Here is an 18,302-nt window from a genome sequence, read left to right as displayed (position 1 = left end):
CATGGCATATCGCAAGGACGGAGCCCGACATGAACGAGCATGTGAAGGACACTGGTGAAGGTGGCGAAGTTGCAGTCGCCATCTTCAAGAATGGTCGAAGCCGGGCTGTTCGCATCCCGAAAGAGTTCGATCTTGAAGGTGATCGCGCCGTCATGGTGCGCCAACCGGATGGCTCGATCCTCATGCGGACGGCGGTGACCGCAGGCTTGATCGAGTATCTCAAGCAGGCGGAAGCCTGGAGCGGAGAGGACTTCGTTGGGAATGACGATGATCTGGCACCGCTCCGTGAGGTCGAGATCTGATGCGGTACATGCTCGATACCAACGTCGTTTCGGCGATCGTGAGGGATCCGCGTGGGAAGGTTCTCGAACACCTTGTTGAGGTTGGAGAGGAGAATGCCTTCATCAGCATCATCACCCATGGTGAGATCTGGTACGGCGTGAAGAAGAACGGCTCCGAGGAGCTGTCGCGGAAGGTGTCTGCGGTGACGCGGCGCTTTTATGTGGCGCCCCTCCAGCTACCAACGGACCAGCGTTACGCCGAAGTCCGGCTGGCGTTGAGGCAAGGACAGAACGTCGGTCCAAATGACCTTTGGATCGCGGCACATGCGCTGGCGCTGGACGCCGTGCTGGTGACGAACAATGAGAGTGAGTTTTCCCGGGTTCCGGGATTGCAGATCGAGAACTGGCTGCGATAGCGGCGGAGATTGAGGGATTTAGACATGGGCAAGGTTACAGGCTTTATGGAAATCGACCGGCAGGTGGGCAAGTATCAGCCGGCCTCCGACCGTATCCGCCATTTCCGCGAATTCACGATTCCCATGTCGGACCCCGAGGTTACCAAGCAGGCGGCGCGCTGCATGGATTGCGGCATTCCCTATTGCCATGGTCCGACCGGTTGCCCGGTGCACAACCAGATCCCGGACTGGAACGATCTCGTCTATAACAACAAGTGGGAGGAGGCGATCCGCAACCTCCATTCCACCAACAACTTCCCGGAATTCACCGGTCGCGTCTGTCCGGCGCCGTGCGAGGAAGCCTGCACGCTCAACCTCGAAGATGCGCCGGTGGCGATCAAGACGGTCGAGCAGGCGATTGCCGACAAGGCCTATGAGCTGGGCTTCATCGTGCCGCAGCCCGCAACGATCCATACCGGCAAGAAGGTTGCGATCATCGGATCCGGTCCCTCTGGTTTGGCGGCTGCCCAGCAGCTTGGCCGCGCCGGCCACGAAGTGCATGTGTTTGAGCGCGAGACCAAGGCCGGTGGCCTGCTGCGCTACGGCATTCCGGACTTCAAGATGGAGAAGAACTTCATCGATCGCCGCGTCGAGCAGATGAAGGGTGAAAACGTCACCTTCCACTACGGCGTCAATGTCGGGGTCGATGTCACCGTCGAGACCCTGCGTGCCGACTACGACGCCGTGCTTTATTGTGGTGGCTCGGAAACGCCGCGCGAAGCCGGCATTCCCGGCGTCGAACTGCATGGCGTGCATGATGCCATGCCGTATCTAGTGCAGCAGAACCGCCGCGTCGGCCGCGAAAACATCGACAGCAACGGCTGGCCGTCCGATCCGATCCTCGCCGGCGGCAAACATGTCGTGGTTGTCGGCGGTGGCGATACGGCGTCGGACTGCGTCGGTACGGCCTTCCGCCAGGGGGCCGTCAAGGTGACCCAGCTCGACATCCGTCCGCGCCCGCCGCAGACGGAAGACAAGCTGGCGATCTGGCCGTTCTGGGCGACCAAGATGCGCACATCCTCGAGCCAGGCCGAAGGTGCAGTGCGCGAATTCCAAGTGGCAACGCTGGAATTCATCGGCGAGGATGGCGTGCTGACCGGCGTGAAGTGCTGCCAGGTCGATGACAAGCGCAAGCCGATCCCCGGCACCGAGTTCATCATCAAGGCCGATCTCGGCTTCATCGCCATTGGTTTCAGTGGTCCGTTCACCGACAGCGTGCTGAAGGAAATGAACGGCCAGCTGACACTCAACACCGACCGTCGCGGCTCGACCAACGTCGTGGCCGACGACAAGGACTACAAGACGTCCGTCGACAAGCTCTGGGCCGCCGGCGACGTGCGTCGCGGCCAGTCGCTGGTCGTCTGGGCGATCCGCGAAGGCCGCCAGGCGGCCCGCGCCATCGACGAGGCTCTGATGGGATCAAGCGTTCTGCCAAGGTAAGGGGTCAGGATACTTGTACGAAAAGGGTCGCCTTCGGGCGGCCCTTTTTTTGGGCTGATTTCGGATGGTCAGGGTGTCAGCGGGTTCCGGTCTGGGCTGCCGCCGGTGTCGATATCTGCACATTGTCGACGCGCCCGACCGGTGGGTTCGGCAATTGGCCGTTCTGCACCAGCTGCTGGCGGGCCGTGATCGTGGTCGAAGCGGGCAGGGGTTGGCCACCAAGAAGTTCGGTCGCACCGTCCAGTTCGGGATCGAAGAGGTCCATCGGCTGTGTCGAGATGATGCTCGTCATTTCGGATGGCGGCATATTGACCAGTTCCGGTAGGTTGCTGGCGTCGAGCCGTACAAGATCCGGGCTGGTCATGTCACCGAGATAACGACGCACCGATTTCTCAACATAGAAGGCGAGCTTGCGCTTGCCGGGGGCGGCGAAGCCTATGCCGTCAGTGCCGCGCAAGCGCACGGGCTGGCCGTTGATATCCGAGCCGGTGATGATGAAGCGGCCGTCCTGGTCGACAAAGCCATCCCAGACATCGATGAACTCGCCTTTCTGGCGCTCGACGGAGGCGCGGTAGAGTGTGTTCAGTCTCAGGGCGTCGGCCGTCATGTTCTGCGGTCTGAAGGCGGGCAGGCCGACCCAGATCAAGGGCGTCTTGGTTCGCGTCACCACTTCTGCCAGACGATTGACGCGCTGCTCGTAAGCGGAGAACCACCCGTCGGTGCGGAAGTCGATCTTGGCGTCCGGCGTGATGATCTGCTGGCGGTCGTTGGCACCGATCTGGACGACGACGACGCTGGGCTTCAATGTCTCGATCAGCGCCGGGAGTTCGCCGATCCAGTCGTAGTAGTCGACGCGCACCAGGCCGGACGAGCCATTGGATCGCGTCTCGACCTTGACGCCAGGCGCTTCCTCGAAGGCACTCTTCAGGCCGTCCCCCAGGCCGCCGGCCACGAAGTCGCCGATGACCAGGACGGTTTTTGCATTGTCCAGCTTGGTCGGCGGCGGGGCGGCGGTTGCTGCGCCGGTTGCCGGGTTCTTCGTCTTGATCTTGGTGACGCTGCCGGCGGTCTTCTTGCGCGGCCGGACTTCACGAATTGGCTTCTGAACCTCGCGCGGCGGTACATATTCCGGCTCACGCGGCCCGAAAAGCATGTCGAGCAGGTTCCGGCGGCGTTCGTATTGCTGGGCTTCTGCAGTCGTGGACAGCAGCGTTGCCGCAATCAGCAGCGCCGAGAGGACCAGCGCGCCGATATGACTGAGGGTAAGACGCTTTCGTCTCGATGCCATGTCAATCGCCTTGATTTGCAGACCAAAAGCCGCGCGAAAACCGTATTTGGATCGCGCGGCTTTCGAAGTCAATGGGCAAGTCTATAGCCAGCCAAGGGCGGGCCTGTCCGCCCCGGATCAGTTTCTCAAGGCGTCCAGAAGCGGACGCGATGGCTGGCCATCGACCGACATGCCGAGGCGTCCCTGAATGGCGGAGATTGCCGCCTTCGAGCCGGAGCCGAAATTGCCATCGATCTTGCCGTCGTAATAACCGAGCGCCTGCATGCGGGTCTGGAGTTCGAACTTCTCCTTGATGTCGAGCGTGCCCTGCGGGCGCGGCCAACTCTGCTTCATGCCGCCATAACCGGCCAGTTCATCGGCTAGCAGACCGACGCCGAGCGCATAGCTGTCGGCGGCATTGTAGCGCTTGAGGACGAAGAAATTCTTGGTCATCAGAAAGCCGGGGCCGTTGCCGCCGCCGAGCAGTTTCAGTTCGGCGCGTTCTGCGCCATTCTTGAAGCCCTTGCCGGTTGGGCGGACGAAACCGAGCGCCTGCCACTGGGCCAGCGTCTTGGTCTGGCCAGCATAAGCGCTGCCACCTTTCGGCACGACCGCCTCGTAACCCCAGGTCTTGCCGCTCTGCCAGTTGTTCTTGGCCAGAAGATTCGAGGCCGTGGCCAATGCATCGGGGATCGAGTGCCAGATATCCTTCTCGCCGTTGCCATCGGCATCGACGCCATAGAGCAGATAGCTGGACGGGATGAACTGGGTGTGTCCCATCGCTCCTGCCCACGAACCCATCAGGTTCTTGTTGGAGACGTCGCCGTTCTGCAGCATTTTCAGGGCCGCGACGAGCTGCGTACGCGCATATTTGGCGCGCTTCTTGTCCGCATAGGCAAGGGTGGCCAGTGACCGCGGGACGTTGTGCAGGCGGTCCGGGCGCTCGAGGGCGGCGCCATAATTCGATTCCATCGACCAGATGGCGACGATGATATGCTTGTCGACGCCGAAATGCTTTTCCAGGGCCGCCAGCGTGCGACCGTGCTTGGCGATCATTTCCTGACCGACCTTAACGGTATAGGGATTGACCCGGCTGTCCAGGTAATCCCAGATTTGCGACTTGAATTCTGGCTGATAGGCGGCCTTTTCCAAGACAAATTGATCCGGCTCGGTCACGCCGGCAAAGGCCTGGCGATAGGTGCGTTCGGTGATGCCGCTTTTTGCGGCGGTGGCGTAGAAGCCATTGATCCACTTCTGGAATCCGGCGTCTGCCTGGGCCTGCACCGGCATCATGCTGGTGGCTATGGTCAAGGCAATTGCGCCGAGAAGGCTGGGATGGTGTCGTGTCATGGGCATCTCCCCGTTCGATCTACGGTTCGTTCGACAGCTGGAACAAAAGCTGTTCACCCTAGGTTAATGCTATTGCGTCAACAAACTCTTTACCATGCGCGGTTTGCTCTCGCATCATCTTTGCGAACTCAATGCAAATGTATACTACTGAGTGCCCCGTGCCATGACGACAATAATCGATTAGATCCTCCAGGAGGAATGTGTGGTTCAACCGAATAAGCTCCGCAAAGCAGTTTTCCCCGTCGCCGGTCTTGGCACTCGCTTCCTTCCCGCCACCAAGGCTGTGCCGAAGGAAATGCTGACGGTTGTCGACAAGCCGGTCATTCAATACGTGGTCGACGAGGCGATCGAGGCGGGCATCGAGCATTTTGTCTTCGTCACCGGGCGCGGCAAGGCTGTCATCGAAGACTATTTCGACATCCAGTTCGAACTTGAGCAGACCCTGAAGTCGCGCAACAAGAACGCCGAGCTTTCGCTGCTCGATTCGATGCAGTTGACTGCGGGCCAGACGAGTTTCACGCGTCAGCAGGAGCCGCTTGGCCTCGGTCATGCGGTCTGGTGTGCCCGCGATATCGTCGGCCACGAGCCCTTTGCCCTGCTTTTGCCGGACATGATCATGCGCGGCGAGAAGGCCTGCCTGAAGGGCATGGTCGAACTTTACGAGAAGACTGGCGGCAATATTGTGGCGGTCGAGGAATGCACGCCGGATCAGGCGCATAAATACGGCATCGTCGGCGTCGGCGAGGCGCTCGAGGGTGGGTTCAAGATCACCGAAATGGTCGAAAAGCCGGCCAAGGGCACGGCGCCTTCGAACTTTTTCATCAACGGCCGCTATATCCTGCAGCCGGAGATCTTCAACATCCTGTCGACGCAGGAACGCGGTGCCGGCAATGAGATCCAATTGACCGACGGTATGCTGAAGCTTGCCAAGGACCAGTCCTTCGCCGGTTATCACTTCAAAGGCCAGACATTCGACTGTGGTGCCAAGGACGGTTTCATCCTCGCCAACGTATCGTTTGCGATCGAGCGTCCCGACATCCGTCCGGCGATCGAGGAGCAGCTCAAGGCTCTGCTGGCTGCGTTGAAATAACGTCCGATTCTCTGGCCGCCAGGCTCAACGCTTGGCGGTCACTCCGACCAGTGCGGTGAGGTCGGTGCTTTCGCCGCCGTAATTGTAGCTGGTGCGCTCGTAGTTCAGGTCGGCCGTCGCATCCAGGTAGCGATTGATGCTCCAGGTGATACCCGCGCCCGCAAGGTAAGACTTGCTGTTGCCGGTCTCGCCCAAATCATCATAATTCGTCAGGGTCAGGCCCGAGGACAGGCGCGCAATCAGATTGCTGCGCAGTTCATGCTCCAGCTTGGCCGTCAGCCGGTTAACCCTTGCGCCATTGATGCCGGCCGTGGTCGACGGATCGACATAGGTCTCGACCGCCAGGTCGATATCGGTGCCCTCCTGCGGCGACCAGTAGAGATTGCCATCGACCGTGAGTGCCGACAATTCCGCCAGGCGGCTGTCGTCGTAGCGTTGCCGCTCATGGCCGACGCCCAATTCGCCCCGCAGCTTCTCGCCGAGATCAACGGCTACACCGACCTTGGCGGCATAGACGTCAGCCGAGCGCTCGTAGCCATTGGCGTCGGCGGTGTCGTCATAGGAAATGCGGCCGACCGTTCCCTCGACGAACGGCGTCAGGGCGGGGGACAGTTCGTAACCGACGCGGGCGCTGAGGGTCGAGCGTATGCGGTCCCGATCGCTTCGCGACAGGGTGGAGCCGTCGGACAACTCGACATCGGAATACTGCCAGCGTGTGACGTCGCCGGCGATCGAGCCACGCAGCAGGCCGAGATCGCGCTCGATCGAGAGGCCGCCGTCAAACTGATTGACAGCGGACTGAACGCTCGCGCCGGCAACGGCGTTCGGATCGTCGGTATCTTCACGGCTGTAGTTGTAGGCACCGGTGATGTTGGCGATCGTGTCGCCGGCCAGATCCAGGCGCAGGTCTGCATTGAGGTTGGCGCGCGGCTTGTCTTCGGTATCGCCGGAAATGGTATTCTGCCAGTAGCCTTCGCCGCCGATGGTCAACTGGTGGCGGGACCAGTCGGATGTCAGGGTGCCCTTCAGTCCGGTCTCGGAGAAGATGCGGGTCTCGCGTCCTGCGCCGTCGTCGGATGTTTCGCTGCCGATGTTCTGGCTGATGGCCGGGCGCAACACCATGGTGCCGAGCCGGATGCCGGGCGTCTTGTCGTCTTCACGCCGGATCCTGGCGGTGGTCGGGTCGTCAAGCCGGGTTTCCCGCAGGTTCTGCCGGCCGAAATCCGGATCCTGGGCAATGCCACCATCTGCATCGGCCATGGGATCGGCCAATGGTGCAGCCAAAGGTGTCGCGGGCAAGGTGCCTTCGGCGGGGACGGTCCCGGTGGTGGTGCCGTCTGCGTTCTGCGTATCGTCTCCGGTCGCATAGAGATCATCGGCGCCGGCAGGCTGGGTTGCTCCTGCCTGCTGTGTCGTCGAGACGGCTGCGCCGGATTGCTTGGTGGCAGTTGCCTGCTGGGCGAAGGCTGGCATGGGCAGGGCGAAGACATGGGTTGCCAGCAGGCCGGCTGCGGCGCGCAAGCCGAGGCGGCTGGCGCCGCGCAGTCCCGTGTTTTTGTCGATACCCATGAATTTACGCCTGGCGCTCTGAAATGCTTACCCAAACGTAAAGCGAGGTGGTTAATGTTTGGTTTCGATGCGGAGCATTCCCGGCATGGGACCCCTCGAAGCCGCCGCGTGCTGTCGCGCAGGCGCTTCGGTGGACAGGATCGGGCAAACGCAGTATGGGGACTGCCATGATCAAACTTGCTGTCAATCTTGTCGAAGCCGGCGCCATCGCGTCGGCCATCCGTGTTGTCTCGACCGAACGGGCCGGGCTTCTGGCGCTTGAGGAGGCCCTGGCCGGACCGCTGGCGCAGTCGTTCTGCAACGCGGTGAAGGTGATCGGCGATATCACCGGTCGCGTCATCGTCACCGGTGTCGGCAAGAGCGGCCATATCGGCACGAAGATCGCCGCGACTTTGGCGTCCACCGGAACGCCGGCCTTTTTTGTCCATCCGGCCGAAGCCAATCATGGCGATCTCGGCATGATTGGCGCCGATGACGCCATTCTTGCCATGTCCTGGGGTGGCGAGACCGCCGAATTGCAGGGCATCGTCAATTTTTCGCGGCGCTTTTCCATTCCGCTGATTGCCATGACGGCGGGAGAGCAATCGACCCTGGCGCGCAATGCCGATGTGGTTCTGCTGATGCCCAAGGTCCAGGAAGCCTGTCCGCATGGACTGGCGCCGACCTCGTCGGCGGTCTTGCAGTTGGCCATGGGCGATGCCATGGCGATTGCGCTGCTAGAGGCACGCGGCTTTTCACCCAGCGATTTCCGGACATTTCATCCGGGCGGCAAACTCGGCGCGAGCCTCACGCATGTGCGCGACATCATGCATACCGGAGACCGGGTTCCGCTGGTCGCGCTTGGGACTTCCATGCCGGATGCGGTCAAGACCCTGTCGAGCAAGCGCTTCGGTTGTGTCGGCGTGATCGACGCAGCCGGAAAGCTCTGTGGTATCGTTACGGAAGGTGACATGGCGCGTCATCTGGCGCGGGACCTGTCGGTGCTCAATGTCGATGACGTGATGACCCGCAATCCCAAGGTGATCGACGGCGCTGCGCTGGCGAGCACGGCGGCGGCAATGATCAACAAACACGGCATCGGCGCTTTGCTTGTCGTGGATGAAGACCAGTTTCCGGTCGGGCTCATCCATTTCCACGATCTGCTGCGCATCGGGGTGGCTTGACGACGACTCCGGCAAGGCTGCATTTTTTCATGTGAGGAAGAATCGCTAAGGGACATTCTTTGGCCATGCACGGGCAGCGTGAACGATTGCCAAGACTTCGACACGGACAGTGACGCGGTAAACCACGATATAGGGCGTTCCCGGTGTGACGAGTTCGCGTGTTTCGGCAACTCGTCCCTGCCGCCCCAGCATCGGATTTTCCGACAGCAGACGCTCCGTACCCCGACAATTTCAGTGACGAGCCTGTGAGCCGCGGCAGGGTCTCTTTGCGCGATGAAATCCAGGATGCCTTCAAGCTCTTGGAGCGCGGGGGATGTCCAGGACACCCGCATCAGGACGGGCGATATTTGTTCAGGATACGCTGGAGGTCGGCCGGGCTGGCGAAATCACCTCGTTCCGCAGCTGCCAGACCTGCGGCAACCTTGTCAATAAACTGTTCTTGCCAGTCGAGCGAGTGACCATATTCGAGGGCATCCGCAATCACTTCAGATTCGGATCGATTGGACCGTGCCGCAATCGCCTGAATGCGGGCTTTCAACTCCAGCATGATTTCAAGTTCGATGGTCATTGTTGAATGATCGCATGGCTGGGTGGTTTTTCAAGGCGAAAATAAGCCGTTGCATTTCAGTCGTGGATCAAGCCTCCCCAACGGTCAGATCGCGGCCGTTGCTGCTGACGACGACGACGCGTGCACCGGCCGGCAGATTGGGGCCCTGAACCACCCAGAATGTATCATCCAGACGGATGCGGCCGCGGCCTTCGGCGATCGGCTCGATCAGAACGGCGGTGCGGCCGACAAGACTTGCGCCGCGCTGGTTGAGCAAAGGCTCGTCGGATTGTGCATCCTTGCGGGCAAAGAGCCGGCGGCCACCCAGAGTGGCGGCAATCGCGGCTGCGGCAAAGACCAGCAACTGCAACTGCCAGCTCCAGAAGCCCATATCCCAGAGCAGCAATGACAGGATTCCGGTGAAGATTGCCGCAAGGCCAATCCAGACGAGAAAAACGCCGGGCAGGAAAAGTTCGGCGGTCAGCAGGATCATGCCGAGCACCCACCAGCTCCAGGGACCAAGTTCGGCTGTGATGCGGCTCAGCATGGCTCAGGTCCCGCTTGGTGGGGCAAAAGGATTGACGGGCGGCGTGGGGCGCGCCGGTTGAGGAGCGCGCGCGGGTACCTGCGGAACGGCGGCGCGCGGCTGTTCGCCGAAGACTTCCCTCGCGATAGCACCAATGCCACCGAGTGAGCCGATCAGGGCCGAGGCCTCCATCGGCATCAGGACGATCTTGGAGTTTGAAGCGGTGCCGATCGCGGTCATGGCCTCGGTGTATTTCTGAGCAACGAAATAGTTTATCGCATTGATGTCGCCGGCTGCGATCGCTTCCGACACCATGCGTGTTGCCTTGGCTTCTGCTTCGGCCAGACGTTCGCGGGCTTCGGCCTCGCGGTAGGCTGCCTCCCGCTGGCCTTCCGCCTCGAGGATGGCAGACTGCTTGGCGCCTTCGGCGCGCAGGATCTGGGCATTGCGGAAACCTTCGGCTTCCAGCACCTGGGCGCGCTTTTCGCGCTCCGCCTTCATCTGCCGGCCCATGGCGTCGACGAGGTCGGCCGGAGGCTGGATGTCCTTGATCTCGACACGGGTGACCTTAATGCCCCAGGGACGTACGGCATCGTCAACGACACGCAGCAGGCGGTCGTTGATCACTTCGCGGTTGGACAGCAGTTCGTCGAGGTCCATCGAGCCCATGACCGAGCGGATATTGGTCATGGTCAGGTTGAGGATGGCGTTTTCGAGGTTGGCGACCTGGTAGGCAGCCTCGGCGGCATTCAGGACCTGATAAAAGGCGACGGCATCGGCAGAAACCGAGGCGTTGTCCCTGGTGATCACTTCCTGGGTCGGCACATCGAGCACCTGTTCCATGACATTCATCTTTGCGCCGATGCGATCAAAGAAGGGGATGATCAGGTTGAGGCCTGGCTCAAGCGTACGGGTATAACGTCCGAAACGCTCAATCGTATAGCGATAGCCCTGCGGCACGGTCTTGATCCCGGCGAAAAGCACAAGGATGACCAGCACCGCCACGGCAATGACGACGATATCCGGACCGGCAAGATTGAGCATTGTTTCCTCCTCAGGCGGCGCGGAGCCGCTTGTGCTGTTGTCCTAACATCGTGAAAGCACTTGCTGATTGCAAGTGCTGCCGAACACCGGACAAGCTTTGGAGGGTCGCATCAGCGATAAAAGCCAAGGGCGGCGTGATCTGCATCACGCCGCCCTTGTCATGCGATAGTCTTTGCCAGATGGCGCGGCTCAGAATTCCTCCCAATTGTCCTGGGCGATGGCTGCGTTGCCATGGCTGCGGGGCATGGGGGCGCTGGTGCGGGCCGGCTGGTGCTGTACGGGGCGCGAAGCCAGACTGCGGGTCGGCTGCGCCATGGCGCGAGCGGTTTCGCGGAGGCCTGTCGACTGCGCCGAGGCTGTCGCCTCGATGGCAAACTGCGAGATCAGTTCGCGCAGCTTAGCCGCTTCGCCGGCAAGAGCGCCGGAGGCGGCGTTGGATTCCTCGACCATGGCCGCATTCTGCTGGGTCGTCTGGTCCATCGAGTTGACTGCATGGTTGACTTCCGACAGTCCGGTCGACTGTTCCTTGGCAGAGATCGCGATGGCATCCATGTGGGTGTTCATCTCGGAAATGTATCCGCCGATGGTACGCAGGGCTTCACCGGTCTTGCGGACCAGATCGACACCACTCGACACTTCCGTCGTGGAATTGTGGATCAGTGCCTTGATTTCCTTTGCTGCATTGGCCGAACGCTGGGCCAGTTCGCGGACTTCCTGGGCAACCACGGCAAAGCCCTTGCCGGCCTCGCCGGCACGGGCCGCCTCGACACCGGCGTTGAGCGCCAGCAGATTGGTCTGGAAAGCGATTTCGTCGATGACGCCAATGATGTTGGAGATCTGCTGCGAACTCTGCTCGATCTTGCGCATGGCCTCTTCGGCATGGGCGACGACCTTGGAGGATTCTGTCGCCGAAGAATTGGCCTGAGTCGCGACGCCGCGGGCTTCTTCCGTGCGCTTGGTGGAGTTCACCACATTGGCGGTGATTTCCTCGACGGCTGCAGCTGTCTGCTCAAGCGCTGCTGCCTGCTGTTCGGTGCGCTTGGACAGATGATCGGTGCCCGATGCAATTTCGCGGGTGCCGGTTTCGATCGTGGCAACGCTGTTGGCAATGCCGCCAAGGGTGGTGTTCAGCTGGCGGACCGACTGGTTGAAGTCATGACGCAAGGCTTCGAAGTCCGGTGCGAAGGCTTCATTCAGCTGGAACGAGAGTTCGCCGTTTGCAAGGCGCTTCAGGCCGTGGGCCAGACCCGACGTTGCGATACGCAGACGTTCGGCTGCATCTGCTTCGGCGCGCTCCTGGGCGGCGACACGATCCAGTTCGGCCTGTTTACGGTTCTGTTCGGCCTCGACCTGCAGGCGGTTGTTGGCAATCGCTGCCTCACGGAAGACTTGCATGGCCTCGGCCATCTTGCCGATTTCGTCCTTGCCACCTTTTTCGATGGCGACATTCAGCTCGCCATTGGCCAGACGCGAGGTCGCGTCGGCGAGTTTGCCGAGCGGTCGGGATACCAGCTGGAAGTTCAGCAGGCTCATCAGGCCGGCAACCAGCGCGACGGTAATGGCTGCAAACAGGCTGATCCATTCTACGGCGCCGAGCGCCGTCTTCTGGTCCGCCGAGGCAACGTTGATTTGCTGCTGAACGGAGGCCGTCGCCTTGTTGAACCTGCTCGAGAATTCGCCCAGCAGCTTGGTCCCGGAACCGGTCAGTTCCAGGGCGCGGGCAAGTTCGACGGTCATCGGATCGCGCATCAGGCCGACCTGCCTGTCGACGACGGTCGTTCGCCATTCATTCAGGACACCAAGTGCTTCGGTGATGGCGGGCAGATCGGCTGCAGAATGCGTTCCGAAGAGCTTTTCGAGTTCAAGCTTTTCGGCGTCCAGGCGTTTCGTGACGTCTGCATATTCTGCGATAAAATCACGGTTGCCCGTCAGCAGGAAGTTCTTCAGGGCAAGATTTGCTTCCGTGACGTCGTCATAGAAAGTCGATGCCGCGCCTTGCAGCTGCTCGAGTTCCTGATTGTGTTCGACAAGCACGGTCGCCGTGGTGGAGCGGGTGTAAATGACGCCGGAGGCGCCGATCGCGATCACGGCCAAAATGCCAAAGGCAGCAAAACCTTTCGCGCTCACGGAGATATTCTTCAGCATGGGTTCGTTCCTGTGAAAAATGATGCGGCCGTTCAGCGGGGTCGGGCTGTGACTGGCCTCAAGCGTTCAACATATGGCTGACTAGGTGGCCGGCGATTGGCGGCGTTGCAGTTCGGTCAGATTGATCTCGACAGTCACCGCACCGATCTTGGCCTTGGCCTCATCCGTCAGCGTGAAGCTGACCTGGTTGCGCCAGATCTTGGCTTCGTCATCCCATTCCGGCTCGTCGATGAAGAGCGCATCATCGGCAACATCGTAGGTCTTCTGGAACTTGTCTTCGTCACCCTGCCAGAAATCGCTGGTGACCGAGCTCTGGCCGACATTGAGGCCATTCTGGTCCATGATGAAGATTTCTGCATAGAGGCCAAGCGACCGACCCTGCATGCGGGCAAGATAGACAGACAGGGGGTTGGACAATGTGGCAGCGATCAGCGGCTTGTCGGCGGCTTCCTGTTCGGCGCGCCACATCTTGTCGAGCTCATCAATCTTTTCCTGGGCCAGATCGCTCTTGGCGGCATTTTGCGCGCCAACGGAGACACGCACAATCTCGGTGTCGATCCACTGGCGCATCTCTTCGATCACGGCTGGCGTGATCATCTTTTGAACATCTGGCTTGGCCGGTTCGGCGACTGTTGAAGCGGCCGACAACATCAGGGCTGCAGCGGCCAACGCGGATCTGGAAAATGCCATAATCGTCTCCTTTGTTGGGCTGAAATTTAGGCATCAATATTTAAATGTCAGTTAATATAAGAAATCATAGATACAAAATCTGAATTGAATACAATGATTTAGATGGAAGTTGCTCAAGTTTTACAAATGGTGTCAGTCAACCTTTAAGTGCTTTTGTTGTGTTGGATAACTGGTCAGGAGATGGATCAAATCTCTGATATATTAGACCTTTTCCGATCGCGGGCATGGATTGGTTGCATAAAAATATGGCACTCGCCCAGCAATGATGCGCTTGCGGGTTGCATGAGCGATTTCTTTCTTGTAGCGACAAAAAGGGCCGCCTCGGCGACCCTTCTTTTCCCGACGACCGGACCGCCGCCGCAGATGATGGCTTTGCATCCTGAATTGCGTCTGCCTCCGTTCGCCATCCGGCGCGATGGAGAACGGCTCAGACCCCGATCCGCTGGTCGTATTCGTCGCGCAGGCGCAGCCAGCCATCCCAGAAGGGTTGGGGTTTCCGGCCGTTGATCCGAGCCGCCAGGATATCCAGATGCATGTGCCAGCCGGCGCCGACCATCAGCATGTTCTTGCGGTCGGAGATGCGGTGGTGCACCAGCGTCAGAAGCACGTCCTGACCTTTGGGTTGCAGGGTCATCGTGACACTGCCGCAGTCGCCCCAGGTGAAGGTGAGTTTGTGCAGCGGGTCGAGTTCGGTAATGCGGCTCTGCATGCTGTGCTGCTCGGAAAAGCCTTCGGGCCTGACGCCGGGCGGATCGGTCAATTCGTCATTGCGCCATGTTAGTTCGAACGGCGCATCAACTTGCAGGTCCATCTCGCCGGCCGCCAGCCATTGTCGGCGCAAATCGCTTTTGGTCAGGTAGTCCCAGACCCGCTCGACAGGGCCAGGCAAAAGCCGTTCGATCTTCAGCGTGGCGGGTTCGGTGACAACGCCATAGGCGTCGAGAGTTGCTGTTTCGGTCATGTGTCATTCCTCTCTTGGTTATCGGGCCTATCCTGGTTTTCAGGCCTGTGTTGTTTTTCAGGGCCGGTGGATGTCTGCCTGTCGTCGTCCCGCCGGAGCAGCCGTTCGAGTGTATCGAGGCGACTGGTCCAGAAGCGTTGGTAGAAGTTTAGCCACTCATGCGCCGTGGCCAGTGGGCCGGGATCCAAGCGGCACAGATGGGTGCGGCCACGAATTTCCCGGCGGATCAGCCCGGCGCTTTCGAGAACCTTGATGTGCTTGGATGCCGCCGCAAGCGACATTTCGTAAGGCTGGGCCAGATCGCTGACCGTGCGCTCGCCATTGGCGAGGTCGTGCAGCATCTGCCGCCGCGTCGCATCGCCGAGCGCGTGAAAGACCAAGTTCATATCGTGTGTATATTGCTCAACCATACGGTTGAATATGAGCGAGGCGATGTTTATTGTCAACCGTATGGTTGAATGTTTCTGTGTGGCTGCAAACAGAAAGGGCCGCATCGCTGCGGCCCTTCTTCAGTCCGGTCATGCCTTGGATCTCAGATCCAGCCCTGCAATTCGCGACGCACGACGTTTTCGATGACGCGCATGCCGTCGGCGCTGTCGTTCAGGCAGGGGATATGGGCGAACTTCTCGCCGCCATTGTGGAGAAAATCCTCTCCGGCCTCAACGGCGATCTCTTCCAGCGTCTCCAGACAATCGGACACGAAGCCCGGATTGAGCACGGCGATGCGCTTGATGCCATCCTTGGCCAGCTTTTCCACGGTCTTGTCGGTATAGGGCTGCAGCCATTCCTCCGGCCCGAAACGCGACTGGAAGGTGACCATCAGCTTTTCCTTCGACCAGCCAAGTCGGTCGCGCAGCAGGCGCGTCGTCTTGTAACACTGGCAGTGGTAGGGATCGCCCTTCTTGAAGTAGGACATCGGGATACCGTGGTAGGAGGTCAAAACGACTTCCGGTTCCCAGTCGAGCGTCGCCAGATGCGCCTCGATCGAGTTTGCCAGGGCATCGATATAGACTGGGTCATCGGCATATTGCGGCACGGTGCGCAGCGCCGGCTGCCAACGCATCTTCAATAGCGCCTTGAACGCCTCGTCATTGACGGTTGCCGTGGTGGCGGCGGCATATTGCGGATAGAGCGGATAGACGAGGATCCTCTCGCAGCCGGCCTTCTGCATCTCCTGCATCTTCTTCTGGATCGCCGGCTGGCCATAACGCATGGCCCAGTCGACATGCACATGCGGGATATCCTTGAGGGCCTCGGCCAGTTTTTCCGCCTGGCTGCGCGTATAGGTGCGCAGATAGCTTTCGTCGAGATCGTTGTTCCAGATCGACTTGTAAGCCTCGCCTACCTTCTGTGGTCGCTTGTTGAGCACGATGCCGTAGAGGATCGGATACCAGAACAGACGCGACCATTCGATCACCCGCTTGTCGGTGAGGAATTCCGCCAGATATCGCCGCATGGATTCGTAGTCGGTGCCGTCCGGCGTGCCGAGATTGACGAGGAGAACGCCGACCTTGCCGAAGTTGACGGGCGGATGGTCGGAAGGCCAATGGGCGGGCAGTGCGGTCATTGTGTGATCCTGATGGTTTGGCTGCAAGCCAATACGTCGGAAGTCGTCTCGAAGATCATCTGATAAAAGCAAAAGCCGGCCCGGGAAAGCCCGGACCGGCTTGTTGTCATGCGTCAAACGGTCTTAGTTGACCGGCAATTCAAGTTCCTTGCCGACTGCAATCAGGTCGGGGTTCTTCAGTCCATTGGTTTCGGCGATCTTGGTCCAGAGCATACCATTGCCATAAGTTGCCTCGGCAATCTTCCACAGGCTGTCACCCGCAACGACCTTGTATGCGGTGGCTACAGCCTTGGTTGCCGTCTCAACAGTTGTTGCCGCAGGTGTGGTTGCGGCCGTCTCGACTGGTGCGGCGGGCGCTGCTTCTGTCGCAGGCGCCGTTTCTGCCGGCACGGCGACCGCCGAAGCGACCTCGGTGATGCGGCCATCAGTGTAAGGCTTGTAGGGGCTGTTCTTGGCGATGTAGTCGGCGACGACGCTTTCCAGTCCTGGGCCGAAATCATAGGCGTTCTGGCCGGCTGTGGCGAAGATCTTGAAGCCGTCACCGCCGGCCCGCATGTAATTGTTTGTGGCGACGCCATAGACCTTGTTCGGATCAAGCGCGACGAAGGCATCGCCTTCCTTCACCTCGACCGAGACAACGCGACTGCCGGCCGGCTTCGACTTGTCGAAGGAATATTTCAGGCCGGAGACCTGCGGGAAACGACCGGCGACCTCTTCGATCTGGCTGAGACCGTTTTCGAGGGCTGTAATTATGTCGGAGCCCTTGAGCTGGAAAGACGCCAGCGAGTTCTGGAAGGGCAGGACCGTCAGCACTTCGCCCATGGTGACCGTGCCGGCATCGATCGACGCGCGCAAGCCGCCGCCATTCTGGATGGCGATGGTGATGCCCTGATCCTTGAGACGGTCGACCATTGCGTCGGCAACCAGATTGCCCATGGTGCATTCGGCGGTGCGGCACACATCGCGGGAGCCGTCGATGGCGTCGGCGGTCGAGCCGATTTCCTTCAGCTTCAATTCTTCGATCGGGCCGCCGAGTTCCGTCACCTTGGCGGTAAAGCCTGCATCGGGGGTAACCGAGGCATCGAGCAGCTTGGGTGCGCCGGACGATGCCTTGACGACGCCGGCGTCGTCGAAGGTGACGGCGAGGTCACCGACATACTTCGAATAGGCATAGGCGGTGACGATAGGAACATCCTTGCCCGACGGGTTCTTGACCAGCGTCGGATAGGGGCCGGCGGCCTTCTCGTCCGTCGAGGAGAGCAACGTATGGCTGTGACCGCCGACGATCACGTCGATGCCATCCACCGCGGCTGCGATCTGTTGGTCCTTGATGTAGCCAACATGCGACAGCAGGACGATCTTGTTGACGCCGGCGGCCTCGATCTCCTTCACCGCTTCCTTGAGATAGGTGATCTCGTCGGCAAACAGCACGCTGTCGCCCGGTGATGAGGTTTCGTCGGTGTCGGTTGCGAGAACGGAAACCACCGCGACCTTGTCGGCGCCGAATTCCTTGATGATGTAGGGCTTGAACTTGTCGGCAATCGGCGTGTCGAGGCCGGCCAGCGTGTTGCCGGAGATCATCGGGAATTTCAGGGCGTCGATGAATTTGGCCAGTTCTTCCGGGCCGTCATCGAATTCGTGATTGCCGATCGCCATGGCGTCGAAACCGATGCCGTTCATGAATTCGGCGATCGGAGCGCTCTTGTAGGTCGTATAGAACAGCGAGCCCTGGAACTGGTCGCCGGCGTCGAGCGTCAGCACGTTCTTGCCGTCGAGCTCGGCACGGCGGGTGTCGATGGCGGTCTTGACGCGGGCGATGCCGCCGAAGCACTCGTTCTTGCCGGCTTCTTCCGCGGAGCAGGTCGAATCGGACTTGTTGATCGCTTCGATGCGAGAGTGAAGATCATTGATGTGCAGGATGTTTAGCTCGAAATCGGCAAACGCGCCGCCGGCAGATAGTGCAAGCACGGAAGCGCTCAATAGGCCGAACCGCAGGTGTCTGAACATCGTTTCTCTCCAGTTTTTACATCTTGATCATGGGCGCTGACCGTTCTCGCGTCTGCTTCCGCCGCCCTGGATGGTCGAATGTTTTCATCAAGTCGTGGCAACCGCAAGTAAAAACCACCCTTTGCGGTCATGTTATGAAATGTTGAAATAAAAAAGCGGCTGCCAATGGCAACCGCTCTATATCGCACTGGAAGCGCCGT

Annotated in this window: 18 protein-coding genes; 5 read left to right on the top strand and 13 right to left on the bottom strand. The window is 60.1% G+C overall.

Annotation, left to right across the window (positions count from 1 at the left end; all coding sequences use genetic code 11):
* The first annotated feature begins 29 nt into the window (after nucleotides 1-29).
* Genes LQ231_RS17215 through LQ231_RS17205 form a run of 3 tightly spaced genes read left to right on the top strand, consistent with a single transcriptional unit; the run spans nucleotide 30 to nucleotide 2,176 of the window.
* The gene (locus LQ231_RS17215) at nucleotides 30-302 is read left to right on the top strand and encodes an AbrB/MazE/SpoVT family DNA-binding domain-containing protein (RefSeq protein ID WP_113142159.1); all 273 of its coding nucleotides are present in this window, start codon (nucleotides 30-32) and stop codon (nucleotides 300-302) included.
* An 8-nt stretch (nucleotides 303-310) separates the two neighbouring features.
* Nucleotides 311-697: a type II toxin-antitoxin system VapC family toxin gene (locus LQ231_RS17210; protein WP_230172446.1), complete on the top strand. Its 387-nt coding sequence runs from the start codon at nucleotides 311-313 to the stop codon at nucleotides 695-697.
* A 24-nt stretch (nucleotides 698-721) separates the two neighbouring features.
* Nucleotides 722-2,176 carry a glutamate synthase subunit beta gene (locus LQ231_RS17205; protein ID WP_113142157.1) on the top strand — a complete coding sequence of 485 codons (1,455 nt, stop codon included), beginning with the start codon at nucleotides 722-724 and terminating at the stop codon, nucleotides 2,174-2,176.
* A 76-nt stretch (nucleotides 2,177-2,252) separates the two neighbouring features.
* On the opposite strand, the gene LQ231_RS17200 is transcribed toward LQ231_RS17205, so the two are convergent.
* Nucleotides 2,253-3,464, bottom strand: a complete 1,212-nt coding sequence (locus LQ231_RS17200) for a DUF459 domain-containing protein (RefSeq protein WP_230172443.1) — start codon at nucleotides 3,462-3,464, stop codon at nucleotides 2,253-2,255.
* Nucleotides 3,465-3,581: 117 nt separating this feature from the next.
* Nucleotides 3,582-4,799 carry a lytic murein transglycosylase gene (locus LQ231_RS17195; RefSeq protein WP_162742664.1) on the bottom strand — a complete coding sequence of 406 codons (1,218 nt, stop codon included), beginning with the start codon at nucleotides 4,797-4,799 and terminating at the stop codon, nucleotides 3,582-3,584.
* Nucleotides 4,800-4,995: 196 nt separating this feature from the next.
* Between LQ231_RS17195 and galU the strand changes: the two genes are divergently transcribed.
* Nucleotides 4,996-5,883, top strand: a complete 888-nt coding sequence (galU, locus tag LQ231_RS17190) for a UTP--glucose-1-phosphate uridylyltransferase GalU (protein WP_113142154.1) — start codon at nucleotides 4,996-4,998, stop codon at nucleotides 5,881-5,883.
* 24 nt (nucleotides 5,884-5,907) lie between these two features.
* Here the strand turns inward: galU and LQ231_RS17185 are convergent, their stop codons facing one another.
* Complete coding sequence (locus LQ231_RS17185) at nucleotides 5,908-7,452, bottom strand: outer membrane beta-barrel protein (protein ID WP_230172442.1); 1,545 nt, start codon at nucleotides 7,450-7,452, stop codon at nucleotides 5,908-5,910.
* Between the two features lie 167 nt (nucleotides 7,453-7,619).
* Between LQ231_RS17185 and LQ231_RS17180 the strand changes: the two genes are divergently transcribed.
* Complete coding sequence (locus LQ231_RS17180; protein WP_230172441.1) at nucleotides 7,620-8,615, top strand: KpsF/GutQ family sugar-phosphate isomerase; 996 nt, start codon at nucleotides 7,620-7,622, stop codon at nucleotides 8,613-8,615.
* A gap of 45 nt (nucleotides 8,616-8,660) precedes the next feature.
* Here LQ231_RS17180 and LQ231_RS27295 read toward each other — a convergent pair whose 3' ends face one another.
* The 10 genes from LQ231_RS27295 to LQ231_RS17130 all read right to left on the bottom strand — a co-directional run bounded on the left by LQ231_RS27295 (nucleotide 8,661) and on the right by LQ231_RS17130 (nucleotide 18,102).
* The gene (locus LQ231_RS27295) at nucleotides 8,661-8,807 is read right to left on the bottom strand and encodes a type II toxin-antitoxin system RelE/ParE family toxin (protein ID WP_356636463.1); all 147 of its coding nucleotides are present in this window, start codon (nucleotides 8,805-8,807) and stop codon (nucleotides 8,661-8,663) included.
* 139 nt (nucleotides 8,808-8,946) lie between these two features.
* Nucleotides 8,947-9,183, bottom strand: coding sequence for a transcriptional regulator (locus tag LQ231_RS17170; protein WP_230172439.1), 237 nt, complete (start codon nucleotides 9,181-9,183; stop codon nucleotides 8,947-8,949).
* A gap of 67 nt (nucleotides 9,184-9,250) precedes the next feature.
* Nucleotides 9,251-9,709 carry an NfeD family protein gene (locus tag LQ231_RS17165; protein WP_113142151.1) on the bottom strand — a complete coding sequence of 153 codons (459 nt, stop codon included), beginning with the start codon at nucleotides 9,707-9,709 and terminating at the stop codon, nucleotides 9,251-9,253.
* Nucleotides 9,710-9,712: 3 nt separating this feature from the next.
* Nucleotides 9,713-10,732: an SPFH domain-containing protein gene (locus tag LQ231_RS17160; RefSeq protein WP_113142150.1), complete on the bottom strand. Its 1,020-nt coding sequence runs from the start codon at nucleotides 10,730-10,732 to the stop codon at nucleotides 9,713-9,715.
* Between the two features lie 189 nt (nucleotides 10,733-10,921).
* Nucleotides 10,922-12,877, bottom strand: a complete 1,956-nt coding sequence (locus LQ231_RS17155; RefSeq protein ID WP_230172437.1) for a methyl-accepting chemotaxis protein — start codon at nucleotides 12,875-12,877, stop codon at nucleotides 10,922-10,924.
* Nucleotides 12,878-12,958: 81 nt separating this feature from the next.
* Nucleotides 12,959-13,567, bottom strand: coding sequence for a hypothetical protein (locus LQ231_RS17150; RefSeq protein ID WP_113142148.1), 609 nt, complete (start codon nucleotides 13,565-13,567; stop codon nucleotides 12,959-12,961).
* 427 nt (nucleotides 13,568-13,994) lie between these two features.
* Nucleotides 13,995-14,528 carry an SRPBCC family protein gene (locus LQ231_RS17145; RefSeq protein WP_230172435.1) on the bottom strand — a complete coding sequence of 178 codons (534 nt, stop codon included), beginning with the start codon at nucleotides 14,526-14,528 and terminating at the stop codon, nucleotides 13,995-13,997.
* Nucleotides 14,525-14,938, bottom strand: a complete 414-nt coding sequence (locus tag LQ231_RS17140) for a metalloregulator ArsR/SmtB family transcription factor (RefSeq protein WP_230173399.1) — start codon at nucleotides 14,936-14,938, stop codon at nucleotides 14,525-14,527. Before LQ231_RS17140 ends, LQ231_RS17145 begins: the two co-directional genes overlap by 4 nt.
* A gap of 122 nt (nucleotides 14,939-15,060) precedes the next feature.
* Nucleotides 15,061-16,095 (bottom strand): ferrochelatase, encoded by a 1,035-nt coding sequence (gene hemH, locus LQ231_RS17135; protein ID WP_230172434.1) that lies wholly within the window; start codon nucleotides 16,093-16,095, stop codon nucleotides 15,061-15,063.
* A 123-nt stretch (nucleotides 16,096-16,218) separates the two neighbouring features.
* A complete protein-coding gene (locus tag LQ231_RS17130) occupies nucleotides 16,219-18,102 on the bottom strand; it encodes a 5'-nucleotidase C-terminal domain-containing protein (protein WP_230172433.1) in 1,884 nt (627 codons plus the stop codon).
* Nucleotides 18,103-18,302 lie beyond the last annotated feature (200 nt).

Source organism: Rhizobium sp. CECT 9324 (assembly GCF_918741265.1).
In the GTDB taxonomy this organism is placed as follows: domain Bacteria; phylum Pseudomonadota; class Alphaproteobacteria; order Rhizobiales; family Rhizobiaceae; genus Allorhizobium.
Note: the sequence above shows the minus strand (reverse complement) of the source record. Positions and strands in the feature narration are given on the sequence as shown.

Bases quoted from the DNA above. Each gene is read 5' to 3' on its own strand.
- LQ231_RS17215 (WP_113142159.1), top strand. From the start codon at position 30: ATGAACGAGCATGTGAAGGACACTGGTGAAGGTGGCGAAGTTGCAGTC.
- LQ231_RS17195 (WP_162742664.1), bottom strand. From the start codon at position 4,799: ATGCCCATGACACGACACCATCCCAGCCTTCTCGGCGCAATTGCCTTG.
- LQ231_RS17130 (WP_230172433.1), bottom strand. From the start codon at position 18,102: ATGTTCAGACACCTGCGGTTCGGCCTATTGAGCGCTTCCGTGCTTGCA.
- LQ231_RS17170 (WP_230172439.1), bottom strand. From the start codon at position 9,183: ATGACCATCGAACTTGAAATCATGCTGGAGTTGAAAGCCCGCATTCAG.
- LQ231_RS17200 (WP_230172443.1), bottom strand. From the start codon at position 3,464: ATGGCATCGAGACGAAAGCGTCTTACCCTCAGTCATATCGGCGCGCTG.
- LQ231_RS17180 (WP_230172441.1), top strand. From the start codon at position 7,620: ATGATCAAACTTGCTGTCAATCTTGTCGAAGCCGGCGCCATCGCGTCG.
- LQ231_RS17155 (WP_230172437.1), bottom strand. From the start codon at position 12,877: ATGCTGAAGAATATCTCCGTGAGCGCGAAAGGTTTTGCTGCCTTTGGC.
- LQ231_RS17150 (WP_113142148.1), bottom strand. From the start codon at position 13,567: ATGGCATTTTCCAGATCCGCGTTGGCCGCTGCAGCCCTGATGTTGTCG.
- LQ231_RS17205 (WP_113142157.1), top strand. From the start codon at position 722: ATGGGCAAGGTTACAGGCTTTATGGAAATCGACCGGCAGGTGGGCAAG.
- hemH (WP_230172434.1), bottom strand. From the start codon at position 16,095: ATGACCGCACTGCCCGCCCATTGGCCTTCCGACCATCCGCCCGTCAAC.
- LQ231_RS17165 (WP_113142151.1), bottom strand. From the start codon at position 9,709: ATGCTGAGCCGCATCACAGCCGAACTTGGTCCCTGGAGCTGGTGGGTG.
- LQ231_RS27295 (WP_356636463.1), bottom strand. From the start codon at position 8,807: ATGCTGGGGCGGCAGGGACGAGTTGCCGAAACACGCGAACTCGTCACA.
- LQ231_RS17140 (WP_230173399.1), bottom strand. From the start codon at position 14,938: ATGGTTGAGCAATATACACACGATATGAACTTGGTCTTTCACGCGCTC.
- LQ231_RS17185 (WP_230172442.1), bottom strand. From the start codon at position 7,452: ATGGGTATCGACAAAAACACGGGACTGCGCGGCGCCAGCCGCCTCGGC.
- LQ231_RS17210 (WP_230172446.1), top strand. From the start codon at position 311: ATGCTCGATACCAACGTCGTTTCGGCGATCGTGAGGGATCCGCGTGGG.
- LQ231_RS17160 (WP_113142150.1), bottom strand. From the start codon at position 10,732: ATGCTCAATCTTGCCGGTCCGGATATCGTCGTCATTGCCGTGGCGGTG.
- LQ231_RS17145 (WP_230172435.1), bottom strand. From the start codon at position 14,528: ATGACCGAAACAGCAACTCTCGACGCCTATGGCGTTGTCACCGAACCC.